The organism is Flindersiella endophytica, from assembly GCF_054779015.1.
Genome location: NZ_BAAGYY010000015.1, coordinates 295706 through 312671, shown reverse-complemented (window position 1 = coordinate 312671; position 16966 = coordinate 295706). Strand labels below are relative to the sequence as shown.

Annotated in this window: 14 protein-coding genes; 8 read left to right on the top strand and 6 right to left on the bottom strand. The window is 70.2% G+C overall.

Annotated elements, in window-relative coordinates; all coding sequences use genetic code 11:
• Positions 1-419: 419 nt before the first annotated feature.
• A complete protein-coding gene (locus ACYVF6_RS16930) occupies positions 420-1082 on the bottom strand; it encodes a septum formation family protein (protein ID WP_460522238.1) in 663 nt (220 codons plus the stop codon).
• Positions 1083-1139: 57 nt separating this feature from the next.
• Here ACYVF6_RS16930 and ACYVF6_RS16925 point away from each other — a divergent pair, with 57 nt between their 5' ends.
• The 3 genes from ACYVF6_RS16925 (at position 1140) to ACYVF6_RS16915 (ending at position 3681) form a co-directional block, all read left to right on the top strand.
• Positions 1140-1730, top strand: coding sequence for an ArsR/SmtB family transcription factor (locus ACYVF6_RS16925; RefSeq protein WP_460522236.1), 591 nt, complete (start codon positions 1140-1142; stop codon positions 1728-1730).
• 30 nt (positions 1731-1760) lie between these two features.
• Positions 1761-3050 carry an MFS transporter gene (locus ACYVF6_RS16920; RefSeq protein WP_460522234.1) on the top strand — a complete coding sequence of 430 codons (1290 nt, stop codon included), beginning with the start codon at positions 1761-1763 and terminating at the stop codon, positions 3048-3050.
• 64 nt (positions 3051-3114) lie between these two features.
• Positions 3115-3681, top strand: a complete 567-nt coding sequence (locus ACYVF6_RS16915) for a hypothetical protein (RefSeq protein ID WP_460522232.1) — start codon at positions 3115-3117, stop codon at positions 3679-3681.
• A gap of 7 nt (positions 3682-3688) precedes the next feature.
• Here the strand turns inward: ACYVF6_RS16915 and ACYVF6_RS16910 are convergent, their stop codons facing one another.
• Entirely contained in the window at positions 3689-4705 is a 1017-nt protein-coding gene (locus ACYVF6_RS16910) for a TerC family protein (RefSeq protein WP_460522230.1), read from the bottom strand.
• 95 nt (positions 4706-4800) lie between these two features.
• On the opposite strand from ACYVF6_RS16910, the gene ACYVF6_RS16905 reads away from it, so the two are divergent.
• Positions 4801-5910: a calcium:cation antiporter gene (locus ACYVF6_RS16905; protein ID WP_460522228.1), complete on the top strand. Its 1110-nt coding sequence runs from the start codon at positions 4801-4803 to the stop codon at positions 5908-5910.
• A gap of 3 nt (positions 5911-5913) precedes the next feature.
• On the opposite strand, the gene ACYVF6_RS16900 is transcribed toward ACYVF6_RS16905, so the two are convergent.
• The 4 genes from ACYVF6_RS16900 to ACYVF6_RS16885 all read right to left on the bottom strand — a co-directional run bounded on the left by ACYVF6_RS16900 (position 5914) and on the right by ACYVF6_RS16885 (position 11570).
• A complete protein-coding gene (locus tag ACYVF6_RS16900) occupies positions 5914-7587 on the bottom strand; it encodes an AAA family ATPase (protein ID WP_460522377.1) in 1674 nt (557 codons plus the stop codon).
• Between the two features lie 268 nt (positions 7588-7855).
• Positions 7856-8569, bottom strand: coding sequence for a helix-turn-helix transcriptional regulator (locus tag ACYVF6_RS16895; RefSeq protein WP_460522226.1), 714 nt, complete (start codon positions 8567-8569; stop codon positions 7856-7858).
• Positions 8566-10251 (bottom strand): hypothetical protein, encoded by a 1686-nt coding sequence (locus ACYVF6_RS16890; protein ID WP_460522224.1) that lies wholly within the window; start codon positions 10249-10251, stop codon positions 8566-8568. The genes ACYVF6_RS16895 and ACYVF6_RS16890 overlap by 4 nt, the downstream gene beginning before the upstream one ends.
• Positions 10239-11570, bottom strand: a complete 1332-nt coding sequence (locus ACYVF6_RS16885) for an AfsR/SARP family transcriptional regulator (protein WP_460522222.1) — start codon at positions 11568-11570, stop codon at positions 10239-10241. Before ACYVF6_RS16885 ends, ACYVF6_RS16890 begins: the two co-directional genes overlap by 13 nt.
• A 91-nt stretch (positions 11571-11661) precedes the next feature.
• Here ACYVF6_RS16885 and ACYVF6_RS16880 point away from each other — a divergent pair, with 91 nt between their 5' ends.
• The 4 genes from ACYVF6_RS16880 to ACYVF6_RS16865 all read left to right on the top strand — a co-directional run bounded on the left by ACYVF6_RS16880 (position 11662) and on the right by ACYVF6_RS16865 (position 16905).
• A complete protein-coding gene (locus ACYVF6_RS16880) occupies positions 11662-12324 on the top strand; it encodes a response regulator transcription factor (protein WP_460522220.1) in 663 nt (220 codons plus the stop codon).
• Positions 12324-13604 carry a sensor histidine kinase gene (locus ACYVF6_RS16875; protein WP_460522218.1) on the top strand — a complete coding sequence of 427 codons (1281 nt, stop codon included), beginning with the start codon at positions 12324-12326 and terminating at the stop codon, positions 13602-13604. Before ACYVF6_RS16880 ends, ACYVF6_RS16875 begins: the two co-directional genes overlap by 1 nt.
• A gap of 113 nt (positions 13605-13717) precedes the next feature.
• Positions 13718-15955, top strand: coding sequence for a fibronectin type III domain-containing protein (locus ACYVF6_RS16870; protein ID WP_460522216.1), 2238 nt, complete (start codon positions 13718-13720; stop codon positions 15953-15955).
• Positions 15952-16905: an AAA family ATPase gene (locus tag ACYVF6_RS16865; protein ID WP_460522214.1), complete on the top strand. Its 954-nt coding sequence runs from the start codon at positions 15952-15954 to the stop codon at positions 16903-16905. Before ACYVF6_RS16870 ends, ACYVF6_RS16865 begins: the two co-directional genes overlap by 4 nt.
• Positions 16906-16966: the final 61 nt, after the last annotated feature.

The following is a 16966-nucleotide window of genomic DNA, read 5'->3' as shown; positions in this document are numbered from 1 at the left end:
AGCCCGGCAAGCCCGACGGCACCGGGGGAGAGCACGTCGTCGTGGCGGACGTGTCGGAGAACAAGAAGGCGCTGGCACCGCAGGACCCGTGCGAGATCGCGGGCAGCGACGGGCTCTACGACTGCTCGCGCGCCGCGGTCGCGGATGGCACGCTGTATCTACCGCAGCGTAAGGGATCCCAGTCGAACGACATCCGGCACGGGATGGCGGCGTACGACATCGAGACCGGGAAGCAGTTGTGGTACAGCGAGTGGGACATGTCGCACAACATCACCGCGCCGCTGGGCCTCGACGACGCCGGTCACCCGATCGCCTACCTCTTCCCGACCGAGGAGGATCCAGCCGCACTGGTGCGCGTCGATTCGAAGACCGGCGCGATGACGCCGGTCGCGAAGCTGCCGCCGCCCAACGAGTCGCTGTCAAAGCTTGGCCAACGGGGGTTGGCAGAGGCTCCGGAGGCGGGGAACGTCGAGTGGCACAACGGATATCTCGCGTTCTTCCGCACCCAGGCCGGCGAACGGGAAGCGGGGTACGGCGCCACAGTCGTCTACAAGTGACCCATCGGCCCGGTGACCGGCTTCTCGCTGGTTCATCATCGCCTTGTAGCTGGGAACCGGGTCGGCGTGCGAGCCCAACGGGATCACGCCTTCCACGGCCTCGCTGCGGTGCGGCTGCGTACACGGAACGACCCTGGTCGCGTCGTCGAGCGGCTCGCCGGTGAGGCATCGGCGCAGCGTTCCGAGTCCGTCGCGCAGGACGCCGGCGCGTGAGCCGGTCCACGAAGCGGCCTCGTCCCCTGGGTTTCGTTCGAGGACCGCGCAGGCGTACCAGCGCCGGCCTGCCTGCCACTGTTGCGGCGTGGGCCAGATCACGCGGCGTTCGAGGCGGGTCGCGTCGGCGTTCGGGCTGCCGAGGTAGGGCGTGAGAGCTGCCTGGCAGATCGGTGAGACCTTCGGGTCCTGAGGCGGGAAGTCGTCCGGCGGCTCGGCACCGGCCGGCGGACGACCGGACCTGGTCACCTCGGCGTAGTGCTTCTTCTCGCAGCCGATCTTCTGGTAGCCACTGCCGGAGCTACCCTGCATCGGGAATTCCACAAGAATACTTGTACAAGTTTTCTTGTCGATATAGGATCCACCGGCATGGAGCCGGAGGACGTGGAAGAGGCCATGCCCGCACCCCGTCGAGTTGTCGACCCGGCGGTACTGAAGGCGCTGGCCCATCCGCTGCGACGCCGGGCGATCGAGGCGCTGATGGTCGCCGGGCCGGCAACCGTGGGGATGCTCGCCGAGACTCTCGGCGAAGCGGTCGGCAAGGTCTCGTTCCATGTCGCTCAGCTGGCCAGGCACGGCCTGGTCGAGGAGGTGCCAGAGCTCGCCAAGGACCGGCGCGAACGCTGGTGGCGTACGAGCGGCTTCAGCTGGTCCGACGCCGACTTCCTCGACGACCCGGTGGACAAGGCCGTGGCCGACGCGGCGTTCGCGGTCAACGTGAACGGCCACCTCGAGCGCGTCCTGCAGTACCGCGAGGAGATGGCCGGCTGGGGGAAGGACTGGGCCGATGCGGCCTACAGCACCGGCAACTGGCTGGAGTTGACACCGGCGGAGCTTCGGCAGTTCACCTCCGAGCTCGAGGAGGTCTTCGCCCGCTGGGCGAAACCTGGGACACGCGGCGAGGACGAGCACCGGGAACGCGTTTACTCGTTCATCTACGCGTTCCCCCGCCGGCTCTGAGTCGACCGAGCATTCGTTACAGGGGAGGGCATGCGAGTGGACGGCATCGTGGACCGGTTCCTGATCAACCCGCGATTCGCCAGGATCTGGCTGGCCGGGGCGATCTCGTGGGTCGGCGACTTCGTGTTCGATACGACTGTGCTGCTGTGGATCTCCACTGAGCTGGCGAAGGGCAAGCCGTGGGCTCCGGCCGCCGCGTCGGGGGTGATGATCGCGATCCTCGTACCCAACGTCGTCGTCGGTCCGCTGGCCGGTGTGTTCGTCGACCGTTGGGATCCCAGGCGCACGATGCTCTGGTCCGATCTGATCAGTGCGATCACGGTCGGAGCGCTGGTCGTGCTTCCGCTGTTGCCGAATGGCGTTCTGCCGTTGAGGGTTCAGCTCATCCTGCTCTACACCGCGATCGTGCTGATCACGGTCGTGTCGCGGTTCTTCACGCCGGCCAGGTTCACGATCATCGCCGATATCGTGCCCGAAACCCAGCAGTCGCGGGCGGCCGGCATCACGCAGGCGACCAGCGCGACCGCGGCGATCATCGGCCCGCCACTGGCCGCGCCGTTGCTGTTCACTGCCGGCGTGCAGTGGGCGCTGGTGCTGAACGCGTTGAGCTTCGTGGTGTCGTACCTGCTGATCCGCGACGTCCGCGCGACCCGGACGGCGTCTGCCGCGGGCGGCGCGCGAGCCGGCTTCTGGCAGGAGTTCCGGACCGGGCTGAAGACGATCGTGGACAGCCGGGTCGTCCGCACGGTCCTGATCATGGGCGTGATCGCGAACATCGCCATGCAGGCGTTCAGCGCGCTCGGTGTGTTCTTCGTGATCGACAACCTCCACACCGAGGCGAAGTTCTTCGGCCTGCAGGACACGATGCTCGGCCTCGGCGTCGTCATCGGCGCCGCGATCGCCGGCGCGTTCGGCGAACGCCTCGGCCTGGTGCGGGTGATCTGGGTCAGCATGGTCTTGCTCGGCGTGGGTTTCGGCTTCTACGCCAGGACGGCGAGCTTCGTCGTGGCGCTCGGCATGCTGTTGCTGACGGCAGTTCCGCTCGGTGTGATGAACACCGCGTTCAGCCCGCTGCTGATCCGTACCGTGCCGAGGGACGTGCTGGGCCGGGTGTTCGCCACCACCACACCGGCCGTCCAGGCCATGGGAATCGCGGGTGTCGCGGTCGCCGGCTGGCTGTCGAGCTCGGTGCTTCGCGACCTCGACGCGGACGTCCTCGGCGTGCACTTCGGCACCTACGACACGATCTTCGTCGCCGGTGCGGTGCTCATCGTGCTCTCGGGCCTCTATGCCGCGGCCGCGTTGCGGCGTACGGAGTGAGCCCGGGCATAACGCCGCCGGGCCTGAGTCGTTGACTTCCTGTATCTGCAGAAGGAAGTTTGCGATGATCGCACCATTGACGAGCAATCAGTTACGGGCCATGTTCATTGATGACCGTTTTTACGGTTATGGCCTGGATCTTTGCGCTTTTTTGCACTATCCGTCACTGTCCGAGGTTGCGGCTGTTGTTCCGCACGGCAGCGCACAACTCCTCGAGCTCACCGACCTGACCGGCGTCGAGCCCGACACCGTGCCGTCCGATCATCCGTTGCGCGCGCTGCACGAGGAAGGCGAGCCCTCGGTCTGGATCAGCCTCGCCGGAACCCTCCTGCTGCTGCAGTACTCCAATCATCCAAGCGCCTCGGCGTTCGCCGACTGGGTGGGCCGCCAGCGTGACTACGAATCGTTCTTCGACGTCCCGCCGGACCTCTTGGACGAAGGCCTCGATCTGCTGGCCTGGGCCTTCGGCCCGACGGTGACGATGCTCGCCGAGATCATGCTCACGGAGGCCGGACGTACGATCGACCCGATCGCCCGGGTGCTGGATCCACCGCCGGTCTACAACCTGACGGACCTGCTCGGCTCCTGCTTCGAGGACGAGGCCTTCGAGGACCAGAACGCCGGCGTCTGAACGGCAACTAGGCGTTGTCGGACGGCTCGTCGTCGTTCCGGCGACGTTTGCCGCGCAGCCGGCCGGCGTGGGCACGAGCGGTCGGATCGCTGCGAGTCCTGAGCAGGCTGGCGATCGTGGTGATGGCCAGCGTGATGCCGATCACCACCAGCGACAGGCCCGTCGAGATCTCGGGGATGCGGTCGTCGAGGTCGACGTGGGCCCAGTGCAGGATCAGCTTGACGCCGATGAACGCGAGGATGAGCGCGAGTCCCGTCGAGAGGTAGACCAGCCGGTCGAGCAGGCCCTTGACCAAGAAGAACAGCGCGCGCAGGCCGAGCAGCGCGAACGCGTTGGCCACGAAGACGATGTAGGCCTCGTCGGTGACGCCGAACACCGCGGGGATGGAGTCGAGCGCGAACAGCAGGTCGGTTCCGCCGATCGCGACGAGCACGACGAACAGCGGCGTGACCACCCGGCGCCCGTCGACGCGGGCGATCAGGCGACCCTCGACGTACGACGTGGTCGACGGCAGCGCACGCCTGGTCAGGCGGACGAGGAAGTTGTCCTCGACGTCGGGGTCCTCGTTGCGATGGCGGTAGAGCTGCACCGCGGTCCAGATCAGCAGCAGCCCGAAGATCAGGAACATGAACGAGAACAGGGAGATCAGCGTCGCGCCGACCGCGATGAAGATCACACGCATGACCAACGCGGCCACGATGCCGAACGTCAGAACCTTGTGCTGATGCCGGTCCGGCACCGCGAACGTGCTCATGATGATCACGAACACGAACAGGTTGTCGATCGACAGGCTCTTCTCGACCAGGTAGCCCGCGAAGTACTGCGCGCCGAAGTCCCAACCCGCCAACGCGCCGAAGACAACGCCGAACAGCAGAGCGACGCCGATGTAGAAGACCGACCACGCGGTCGCCTCACCGAAGCCGACGGCGTGCGGCCGGAACGTACCAAGGAACAGGTCGAGTCCGAGCAACGCGACGATGATCCCGATCGTCACTGCCCAGCCGAGCGCGCTCACCTCCAGCATCGGGCCATGGTACGTGGAGTTTCCCGGAACGCAGGGGATGCTCGGTGCGTGGCGCTCGCGCCGGTTGCCTGGCGCGACTGTGAAATGCTCGAGGCATGTCGCTCGGCAAACACTCCGCCGGTGAGATCGCCGCCATCGTCGTTCCACCGTTCTCCCTTGTCGCCCTGGGCTTCGCCTGGGGACGCAAGCCCGGCCCGATCCTGGTCGTCATCCTCGCGGCGATCCTGGCGAGCGCGGTGCTGGCCGCGGTGCAGCATGCCGAGGTCGTCGCTCACAAGGTGGGGGAGCCGTTCGGGTCGCTGGTGCTCGCCGTCGCGGTCACGGTGATCGAGGTCGCCCTGATCGTCACGTTGATGGTGTCCGGCGGGCCCGAAACCGCAACGCTGGCACGAGATACGGTCTTCTCCGCCGTCATGATCACGATGAACGGCATCGTCGGGCTCTCGTTGCTCGTCGGCGCGTTGAAGCACGGGCTCACGATGTTCAACGCCGAGGGCACGGGGGCGGCGCTGGCCACTGTGACGTCGCTCGCCACGCTCAGCCTCGTCGTACCCACGTTCACCGAGGGCAAGGCCGGACCGGAGTTCACGCCCGGACAGCTGGCGTTCGCCGCGTTCGCATCGATCGCGTTGTACGGCATGTTCGTGGTGACGCAGACGCTCCGGCACCGCGACTTCTTCCTTCCGGTGCAGCCGGAGGGCAAGCCGGCGACGGCTCCGAACGAGGAGGAGCATGCCGCTCCGCCGTCGAAGGGCGTGGCGCTCACGAGCCTCGGCCTGTTGTGCGCGGCGTTGGTGGCCGTGGTCGGCCTGGCCAAGGTGGAGTCGCCGGCGATCGAGGCGGGTGTCAAGGCGGCCGAGCTTCCCGTGTCGTTCGTGGGTGTGGTGATCGCGTTGGTGATCCTGCTGCCGGAGACGATGGCGGCGACCCGCGCGGCGGCGCGCAACCGGGTGCAGATCAGCCTCAACCTCGGGCTCGGTTCGGCGATGGCCAGCATCGGGTTGACGATTCCGGCGATCGCGGTGGCGTCGATCTGGCTCGACGGGCCGCTGCTGCTCGGCCTGGGCTCGACCCAGATGGTGCTGTTCGCGTTGACGGTCGTGGTGAGCGTGCTCACCGTCGTACCCGGCCGGGCGACGCGGCTGCAGGGCGCGGTTCACCTCGTCCTGCTCGCCGCGTTCCTCTTCCTCTCGGTCAGTCCGTAGGTCCTACCGCGTCGCCGCGCGGATGTCGTCGACCGTCAGCCCGCGCAGCTCGTCGGCGTCCGGCATCCGCCCGAGGCCGCGCAGCCGTTGCGCCTGGGCCTTCCGCGCCGCCTCGAACAGCCGCCGGGCCTCGCGGGCGTTGCCGAAACTCGCGTCGCCCGACAACCGGCCGAAGTACTCCGCGAGCACCGGCTCGGCCCCGGGCGAAAGGTGATAGTCGCCGGCCGCGGCCATCCGGTTGGAGATCAGCACGAGCTCTGCCGGCGTGTAGTTCTCGAACTCGATCGTCCTGGCGAAACGGGACGCCAACCCGGGGTTGGCGGCCAGGAACGTCTCCATCTCCGTGGTGTAGCCGGCCACGATGATGGCGATCTCGTCGCGATGGTCCTCCATCAGCTTGACGAGTGTGTCGATGACCTCCTGGCCGAAGTCGCCGCTGCCGCTGGCGGACCTGGACAGGGTGTACGCCTCGTCGATGAACAGCACACCGCCGAGCGAGGACTCGAACGCCTGCGAGGTCTTCTCGGCCGTGTGCCCGATGTACTGGCCGACGAGATCGCGCCTGGCCACTTCCCTGAACGTCCCGCGCGGCAGTACGCCGAGCGCCTTCAGCAGCTTCCCGTACGCCCGCGCGACGGTCGTCTTTCCCGTACCGGGCGCGCCGGCGAAGATCAGGTGATGGCTGGTGCCGCCGACGGCCAGGCCCGCGGCCTCCCGCCACGCGTTCACCTGGATCTCGTCGACCAGCCCGCGGACCTCGGCCTTCACGCCGGGCAGCCCGACCATCGTGTCCAGGCCGGCGAGCAACTCCTCGACCGAGTCACCAACCGCGTCGGCCGGCCCGCCCGCGGGCGCGTCGACGACCACGGGGTCGGCGGTGTCGGCGAGCCGGATGGCGGGTTCGGCCGTGTTGGACGTACGGCAGCCCTCGACCTGGCCACCGCAGCCCGCACCGAACGACAAGCCGCAGCCGCGGGTGTCGTGCACCGACAGCCGGCGCAACGTCGGACGGCTTCCGTGCGCGACGGCGACTCCTTCGGCGCCGGTCTGGGAGATCTCGCACGACTCGATCACCGGCCTGCCGTACTGGTAGACGTACACACCGCGGCCGCCGCACTGGCTGATCGTTCCGCCCCGGACCAGCGGGTCGGCGCCGAGCCCGATCACCAGGCCGTCGCCCAGGGATTCGGCGATCGTGGTGTCGACGACCTGACCGCTGGACGCCAGTACCTGCACGCCGGTCTCGCCGCCGGTGACCGTGCAGCGGGCAAGCCGGAACGAGATGGCCGCGTCGATCACGACGGCGGCGGCTGTACCGCCGCCGACCTGGCAGCGCTCGGCGACCAGCGTGGAGCGGCGGGCCAGGATGCCGGGACCGTGGCCGGCCCGGACCCAGATCCCTTCCAGGGTAAGCGAACCGTCAACCATCGACACCGCGGGCGGCTCACCTCCGGTGGCGTCCAGCACGACGGCCGCGCCTGGCTCGGCCCGCAGTGTCACGGCGCGACCGGAGATCTGCAGGATCTCGGCGTACGTGCCGTCGGCGATCGCGACCACCGCACCGTCGGGAGCTTCGAGCACAGCCTGCCCGATCGTCGGGTACGCGCCCGGCCGCCCGGGCGCGACAACGAGCGTGCGCGTCGAGCCGGTTCCGGGCGGGGCGGCCGGGTTGGCCATGGCGCTCACGCCTTTCGTCGTTGTGTTGGTGTGTGGTCAGCTGGCGCGGTCGAGGAGCCAGCCGCGGTCGGCGGCTTTGGCGCCGGCTTGGAAGCGGCTGCGTGCGTCGAGCCGGTTCGTCAGGTCCGCGTCGGCTGGTTGTGTGGGGGTGGCTTGGTGGGTGGGTGCGTGAGGCGGTTCCGGGCGGAGCTGGTCGGGGCGGCTGGGTTGGCCGGGTTGGTCGGGTTGGCCATGGCGCTCACGCCTTTCGTCGTCGTGATGGCCGTGGTCAGCTGGCGCGGTCCAGGAGCCAGCCGCGGTCGGCGGCTTTGGCGCCGGCTTGGAAGCGGCTGCGTGCGCCGAGCCGGTTCATCAGCACCGCGACCGTGCGGCGGACGGTGCGGACCGCGACGCCCAGTTGGGCGGCGACCACCTCGTCGGTCGCGCCGGCGGCGAGCAGGCGGAGCGTCTCCTGCTCGCGGGGCGTGAGCTCGAGGCCGTCGGGGACGTCCTGGTCGGCCAGGGGTACGGCATCCGGCCACAGTCGTTCGAACAACTGCCTGGTCGTGGCCACCACACTCGGCAGCCGCAGCGCGTCGATGCTGCCGACGGCACGTTCGGCCGGGAGCAGGGCGACCCGCTCGTCGACGACGACGGCGTCCATCGGTACGTCCGGCATGGTCCGTACGTCCGCTCCGGCGAGCGACAGCGTGGCGAGATGTCGGCACAGCTTGGGCGCGGTGCGCGCGACGTCGGGGAACAGCGCACGGAACCGCACGCCGCGCCGGACCGCGTGCCCGCCGAGGTAGCGGAACGAGACGTTCGCCGGCGACAGCGTGCTCATCGCGAGCACCTCGGTCGTGGCCGTCGCCAGTACGTCGGCGATGCCGGCCGGCCCATGCAGCGGCCGGATCGGGGCTTCGACCGGCTCGGGCTGCTGCCCGACGAGGGTCAGTGGCGCGGGCTGGAGGAGATCCGCCCGGTACAGCGGCTCCGCGGTCATACCAGGGTCCTCGCAATCGGTAGAGAAGCTGCCACTCCGGGGCCGTGCCGGCCCTCGAGTCGTTCCGGATGTACGCCGTAGGCCCGGACCAGCCGGCTGAGCACCGTGATCGCGACGTCCAGTGCGCCGGCGCTGGCGGCGGCCACCCGTACCACCGGCTCGCGGCGCTCGACGCTGTTGGCGTGCGGACCCGGCGCGGCTGCCACCCGGGTGCTGACGGAGACCGTCACCGAGGCGGTGACCGCCGTACCCGCCAGCGCCTCGATCAGCGCCGAAGCGGCGCCGGGCTGGAGCTTGGTGAAGCCGCCGAGACGTAGGCAGGCCTGGCTGACCGGGCCCGCCGACCAGGTGGTCCAGCGCTCGCGAACGTGACCGCGGCCGGCGTTCGCGTGCGCCAGTGAGACGAGCGTGGTGGCTGCTTCCTGGTCGTCGACCTGAGCCGCGGCCGCGCCGGACCGTTCCAGCTGACGCAGGACGCGGCGGGCGGCGTTCTTCACCAGCATCGTGAGGCCGGCGTCGCTGCTCAGGTCGTGCGTACGGTTCGCGGCGATCGCGATCCAGCCGCGCGGCTGGCTGTCGTGCCGGAGGCCGGCGTGCACCACGACCTGGATCTCGACGTCGGCCGGCTGCTCGTCGAGTGTGTCCAGCAGTCCGGCGTCCGGCTGGAGCAGGCAGGCGAGCGCCGCGCCGACTCCGGAGCCGGCCGGGTCGACCCGGAGCAGCGCGCTCACGGCGGCCTGGTTGCTGACCAGCGCCAGCGGGCGGTCGCGTACGGCGGTCGCGTCGAACGTCGTGCGGCCGAGCCACGGCTCGAGCAACGCCGAGGCGACCGCCGCGTTGCTCGTCTGCGAGCTCTCCGGCAGTTCGGCCCGGCGCCGCCGCAGGAGGAACCGGGCGGCGATCCCGGCCCACTGGTGCGGCCACGCACCGCGAACCGGTACGGCGGTGAGCGCGACCAGCCCGGCCGCGGCCGCGCTGGTGCCGAGCAGGACAGTGAGTGACCCGTTGGCGGCAACGGCGACCGCGACCAGCGCGAGCTGCCAGCAAAGGATCTGGGCGAGCCCGATCCGGGCGCCTGCGGCCCGGGGCTTGGCGGGTTGCGCGCGTGCCGTGCCGGCAGCCGGCTGTGCCGCGGCTTGAGCGATCGCCTGCGGAACGGCCGCGGGCGCCGCGCCCGCTGCCCACGCAAGCGTCGGGACCTGAGCCGGCGCCGGTACAGACGCAGTCGCCGGTGCGGATGCCGCGAACGGCGCAGGTGCTGCGAACGGTGCTGGTGCTCCCGGTGCCGCTGCCGGCGTCCCTGTTGGTGGCGCGAACGGTGCCGGTGCCGTGGTCGGTGGCGCGAACGGCGCCGGTGCCGGTGTTGGTGAGGCGAATGGTGCTGCGGGTGTTGGCGGCGCGAATGGCGCTGCGGCCGGTGTCCCTCCTGCGGTTGGTGACGCGAACGGCGAGGCAGGCGGCGGCGTCGCCGGCTGGATCGGCTGGCCACCTTGCTGTTGGAACTGCGCCGCCTGCTGAACCGGCTGCGGGACTGGCTGCTGGAACTGCGTCGCCGGCTGCTGGACCGCCTGCTGGATCGGCTGTTCGGGCTGCTGTGGCGGCGGCGGTTGTTGTGGCTGCTGTTGCGGCTGGTGTTGTGGCTCCTGCGGCAGTGCGACGATCGGCCGGTTCACGCTACCCACGTCCCCTCTGCTCGTACCGGCGTCAGCTCGCTTCCGTCGAGCCGGATCTCCTGGCAGCTGTCGATTCCGGCGTCGATGCCGGTGATCCGGCTGCGGCTGGTGACCAGCACCAGAGCCTCCGGCGTGCCAGGCAGCAGCGGATCGAGCTGGTCGGTGTCGCGTACGCCGTCCAGCAACAGCAGCAGCTGCTTGCCGTGGCTGACCGAGCGCCAGAGCGCGGCGCGTTCGGACAAGGAGTCCGGCAGCCAGAGCCCTGGCCCGGTGACCGAACGGATCAGCCGTGCGAGCGCCTCGAGCGCGGACAGCGACCCGGCTTCCAGGTACACCTGCCCGTCCGGGTAGTGCTCGGCCAGCGCGTGCCCCGCGAGTACCGCGATCGCCGTCTTGCCGGTGCCCGCCGGCCCGCTCACGACCAGCACCGGTGCCGTGCCGGCAGCCGTCGCCGCGTCCAGCAGTGTCCGCACCGACGACCCGTTTCCACGCACCGTCGTCGCTCGCGGGAGCTGGTGCGGCCGCGGCCACTCGCACGTGGACAAGCCCGCCGGCGTGCCGCCCCGTCCACCGGAGAGCGCCGCCTGGTGTGCCGCCGTCAGCTCCGGACCCGGCTCCACGCCGAGCTCGTCCAGCAGTGCTCGCCGCGCGGATTGATAGGCCGTCAACGCTTCCCGGACCCGCCCCGCCTCCCGCAGCGCGTCGATCAGCCGCGCCCAGGCCAGCTCACGCAGCGGATCCTCGGCCGTGATCGCACCGAGCAGCTCGATCGCGTCCGCCGGCTGACCGAGCCGCAGGTACGCCTCGGCCAGCGTCTCGCGCAGCGTGAACCGCGCCTCCGCCAGCCGCCCCAGCATCGGATGCGAGCAGCAGGAGTCCGCGATCTCGTCGTACGGCCGGCCGCGCCACCTCGCGAGCGCGGAGGGCACCCGCGCCACGATCTCCTCCAAGCGCCCCGAACGCAGTGCCTCGCCCGTCCAGGAAGCCTCCGACAGCACCACGCCGGCATCCAGCTCGCCGGTACGCAACGAGAGCCGGTACTCCCCGGACCGGTTCTCGATCCGTTCCGGACCGAGCAGTTTGCGCAGCTGCCAGATGTAGGTCTTCAGGTTGTTGGCCGCCGACGCCGGCGGCTCCCGGCCCGGCCAGACCAGCGAGACGAGCCGGCTGGTCGGCACCCAGGAGCCGGCCTCGAGAGCCAGCGTCACGAGGACGGTTGCCTGCTTGCGGCCGCCGGGGCCGACCGGTGACCCGGTGCGTCCGGTGACCTCAACGGGCCCGAGGATCCGGACTATCGGACCTCGCCCTGTCGTCACGTCTGCGATCACGTCGCCTACGATGCGCGCTTGGGCATGACATTTTGATGACACGGCCCGCCGGGGCGAAACTAGGCACGACCTGGGCCAAGGGGTGACAGACGTGCGCGTACTAGTGGTGGAGGACGACGCGGACCTTCGGGTCGGTGTGCCCACGGCCCTGCGGTCGGCCGCGCTGGCAGTCGACGTCGCCGGTGACATCGCGGAGGCCGACCTGGCGCTGCAGGTCAACGACTACGACTGCGTGGTGTTCGACCGGATGCTGCCCGACGGCGACTCGATCACCTACGTCCGGCGGCGCCGGCAGGAGGGCTGGGCGGTGCCCGTTCTCTTCCTGACCGCGCTCGACACGCTGGCCGACCGGGTGGACGGCTTCGACCACGGCGGCGACGACTACCTCGTCAAGCCGTTCGCGGTGGCCGAGCTGGTCGCGCGGGTGCTCAGCCTCTGCCGCCGGGCCGGCAACGGCCGTCCGCCGGTGTTGCGCTACGGCGACCTCGAGGTCGACACCGCCCGCCGCGAGGTGCGCCGGGGAGGCGTCCTGCTGACGCTGACCGCCAAGGAGTTCGCCGTACTGGAGTACCTCATCGCACGGCCGGAGCAGGCGGTGACGCGTACCGACCTGATCGAGCACTGCTGGGACGCGATGGCCGATCCGGCCTCGAACGTCGTCGACGTGACGATCAAGCGGTTGCGGGCGAAGCTGCGCGCACCGCAGCTGATCCAGACGGTGTTCGGTACGGGCTACCGGCTGGGCCGCGACTGATGCGGGTGCCCCGGCGGCGCGCCCAGCGAGCCGCGACCGAGCGGTTGCGCAAGCTGAGGCTGTGGCTGACCGTGCTGTTCACCGTGATGAACACCGTCGGCCTGGCCGTGTTCGCGCCGCTGATCGTCGAGCTGGACCAGCAGAGCCGGGAGAGCACCCAGGTGGCCGAGCTGCGGCGGGTGACGTCGGCGATGTCCCGGCTGATCCGGTCCACCAGCGGAGACGCGATCGACACCGAACTGCTGCCGGGCGACCCGATGTGGCGCACCTGCCCGCGCTTCGCTGTCGTGTCGGGGGACGCGTCGTTCCCGATCCAGCGCAGCCCGGCCGACTGCGTGAACCTCGACGACGCGACGCTGCAACGGCTCACCACACAGGCGATCGAGCGCGAGCGCTGGCAGGTCTTCGAGGTCGACGGCGGGAGTGGTGCCCGGCTGCGGGTCGTCGTCGAGCCGTACACCGAGCAGGCTCGCCGCTACACCGGCGCGGTCGTCGCCTGGTCCGACGTGGGTTCGCAGGCAGCCGCGCACGAACGGGTACGGATGCTCGTGCTGGCCGGCAGCCTGGTGCTCGTGGTCGGTGTCGCGCTGGCCGGCTACTGGCTCGCCGGCCGCGCCATCCGGCCGGCCGCGGCCGCGCTGGAACAACAGGAACGCCTGCTCGCCGACACCGCGCACGACCTGCGGACGCCGGTGGCCGCACTTCGCGTGTACGCCGAGAACGCCGCCCGCGATCCGGTGCAGGCCGCCGAGGACCTGCCCCGGGCCGTCCGGCTGGCCGGCCGGATGGGCGACATCATCGACGCCCTGCTGATCCGCGCGAGGCTGGCCGCAGGCGTGGAACGCCTGTCGATGCAGCCGCTGATGCTGGACCAGCTGGTCGCCGGCGTCGTCGAGGACACGCCCGCGGACTCCGCCAGGGTCTCGGTGATCACGGCGCCGTCGCAGGTGCTGGCCGACAAGATGCTGATCGAACGAGCGGTGGGCAACCTGCTCGACAACGCCCTGCGCTACGGCCGCGAGCCGGGCCATCAGGCGGTCGTCACGGTGACCGTCGCCGACGGCCGGATCACCGTCGCCGACCAGGGGCCAGGCGTCGACCCGGAGCTCACCGACGAGGAGATGTTCGCGCGGTTCACCAGCGCCCGAGGCTCCTCCGGCCTCGGCCTGTCGATCGTGCGCTGGGTAGCCGAGGCCCACGGTGGCTCGTTGAGTGTCTACAACGCCGACGAGGGCGGCGCGATCTTCGAGTTCCGGCTGCCGCCGATGAACGGCGCCTGACGTGGGAGAACGGGCCGAGAAGGGGGCTGGATTGGACCGGACTTGTACTTCTTCAGGACCGGTCCCAGACCCGGCTCCTCTACTCTGGCGCCCGTGAAGGGGGTTTGCGCCCAGTGCTGACGACAGTGATGACATGGTTGCGCCGGCTCGGGTCGTCCGGGACCGAGAAGACCCAGAAGCCCGAACGTCGCCCGCGCATCGTCCTGGCGATCGTGGTCGCGGTGTGCGTCGCGGTCACCGGGATCGCGGTCACCGGCGCCGGCAACGCGCCGCCTGGACTGAAGTTCACCCAGGCGGGCCACTGGGTCTACAACAGCGTGCTCGGCACGGCGTTCCACGTCGACGGCGGTTCGAAGTCGATCGACGCCCAGGTCAGCATTCCCGGGCTCGGCCCGGGGTCGACGATCGTCCAGACCGACGGCGAGGGCTACGTCCTCAGCCGCGAGCAGACCGTGGAGTTCGGCAAGTCCGACCTGTCGGTCGCCGACCCGGTCGAGCCTGCCGCGGCCGAGGACGCGATCGGGCTGGAGGCGGCCGGCGCCGCGTACGCCGTCTATCCGAAGGCCGGCCAGATCGTGCGGTTCGGCGACCAGCCGGTCACCGTGGAGGCCAACGAGCCGATCGGCTCGTCGGTCGTGACCCGCACCGGGACGCTGTGGGTGCACCGGCTCGACGGCGGCAAGCTGTGCCAGCTGCCGCTCCGCGCGACGCGGCTGACCTGCACGGCGAGCACGCAGACCGGTCACAAGGGCGGGCTCGCGGTGGTCGGCGACCAGCCCGTGTTCGTCGACACGACCGCGAACACCATGACGCCGGTGTCGGGTGACGGCCTCGGCCGGACCACGCGGCTCGACGTCGACCTGCCCGACAACTCGGTGATCGCCGCGAACGACCTCGGCGGCCGGATCGCGATCCTGACCCCCGACGTCCCGTCGGTTCACCTGGTCGACGCGGCCGCCGCGCTCGAGGGCGAGGTCGTCGAGCCGACCACGTCCACGCGGCTGGATCCGGGCCGGTACGAGCGGGTCGCGGCCGCCGGCAAGGCGCTCGTCCTGATCGAGGAGAGCACCGGAACGGTCGTCACGGTCGACGAGCGCGGTGACGTACACCAGTCCGAGAAGCTGCCGGCACCGTCGAAGGCGGCCGATGCCGGCGGCAAGCACAAGCGGGCAAAGGCCGGCCTGTTCCGTGGCGACGACGGACGGGTCTACGTCGACAGCGCGGCCGGCGAACACGTCATGGTGGTCGAGGACGACGGCGAGATCACGCCGGTCGAGGTGACCGGCGACGGCGACGACAAGCGCCCCACACCCACCCAGACCCCGACTCCGACCAGTACGCCTACACCGACGTCGACGCCAACGCCCGAGCGGACGCCGAAGCAGAAGACCCCCGAGTCGCCCAAGCCTCCGAAGCGCGAGCCCAAACGCGAACCGGAGCCGGACCCCGAGCCGGAGCCGAAGAAGACGTCGGACCCGGTGCCGGCCAGCCGTCCGGGTGCTCCGTCCAACGTGAAGGGCACGGCCGGCGACGCCCGGATCACCGTGACCTGGGGCGCGGCACGCGACAACGGCACACCGATCACGGGATACCAGCTGTCCTGGTCCGGTGGCAGCAAGTCCGTCTCCGGCAGCGCACGCAAGACGACGCTCACCGGCCTGCGCAACGGCACCAGCTACACCGTCACCATCCGCGCCGTCAACCGGGCCGGTACGGGACCGGGCGTACGGACCAACCCGGTGACGCCGGCTGCTTCGCCCAAGATCAAGGTGTCTCGCGGGTCGGACACCGACCAGTACTGCGACCCGCCGGACTGCGCCTGGATGCACGTCGTCATGACCGGGTTCGCACCCAACACGGAGTACCACCTGCAGCCGCACTCCTCGAACTCCGGCTACAGCAACGGCGGCGCCGACCTGACGACCGACGCGAACGGCCGGATCGACACCGAGAAGTTCGCCTACGAGTCGGTTGGGTCGACGGTGTGGGTCACCGTGGCCACGCCGAGCGGCACCGTGTCGTCCAACCGGCTGACCTGGCCTGCCAACGAAGGTCCGCAGCTGGTCGTGTCGCGTGGCGACGACACCAGCAGTGACTCGTGCGACGCGCCGGACTGCGCCTGGCTGCACGTGGTGATGAACGGGTTCGAGCCGAACACCGAGTACACCGTCACGGGCTGGGCCAGCGAGTGGGAGGACTTCAGCGAGCCGTCGACCGTGACCACCGACGACGAGGGGCACCTCGTGTTCGAGGACATCCGGTTCGACGGAGCCGGCCAGGACGTATGGGTCTTCACCGACACACCCGACGGCCGGGTCGAGTCCAATCACTATTACTGGGAGCCCCAATGAGCCAGTTGTCGCCCGCGGAGGTCTATCACCGCGTCGCCGAGAACATCGGACGGGTGATCCGCGGCAAGCCCGAGGTGATCCGGCTCGCGCTGACCACGCTGTTCGCCGAGGGCCACCTGCTGATCGAGGACGTACCCGGCGTCGGCAAGACCACGTTGGCACGGTGTCTCGCCCGCAGTGTCGACGCGAGCTGGAACCGCATCCAGTTCACACCCGACCTGCTGCCCGGCGACATCACCGGCGTGATGGTCTACCACCAGCGCAGCGAGTCGTTCGAGTTCCATCCGGGCGGGATCTTCGCCAACGTCGTGGTCGCCGACGAGATCAACCGGGGCACGCCGAAGACCCAGTCGGCGCTGCTGGAGGTGATGGCCGAGCGGCGGATCACCGTCGACGCGGTCACGCGCGAGGTGCCCGACCCGTTCCTCGTCGTCGCCACCCAGAACCCGATCGAGATGGAAGGGACGTACCGGCTGCCGGAGGCGCAGCTCGACCGGTTCCTGATGCGGCTCGAGATCGGTTATCCGTCGCACGACTCCGAGGTCGAGGTCGTCGTCGGCGATACCCGCCGGGCCGGGCCGGACGACCTGTCGCCGGTGGTCCCGCTGGATGCACTGCGAGAGGCGATCGCGGCCGTTCGTACTGTGCACGTCGATCCGGCGATCAGCTCGTACGCCGTCCGGCTCGCGTCGGCGACCCGTGAGCACGCCGCCGTCCGCTGGGGCGCGAGCCCGCGCGGCAGCATCGCGCTGATCCGGGCCGCGCAGGCCTACGCCGCGACCGACGGCCGGCCGTTCTGCACACCGGACGACGTGAAGCAGGTCGCGCGTCCTGTGCTCGCCCACCGGCTCGTGCTCACGCCCGACGCCGAGCTCAACCAGCGGCTGCCGGTCTCGGTGGTCGACGACGTCCTGGCCGCCACGTCCACGCCGACCGCGAGTGCCCGGTAGCTGATCTCCTTGTCCGCGAATGACCACGTTAACCACGTAATTAGCGGGTTAACCACGCCCC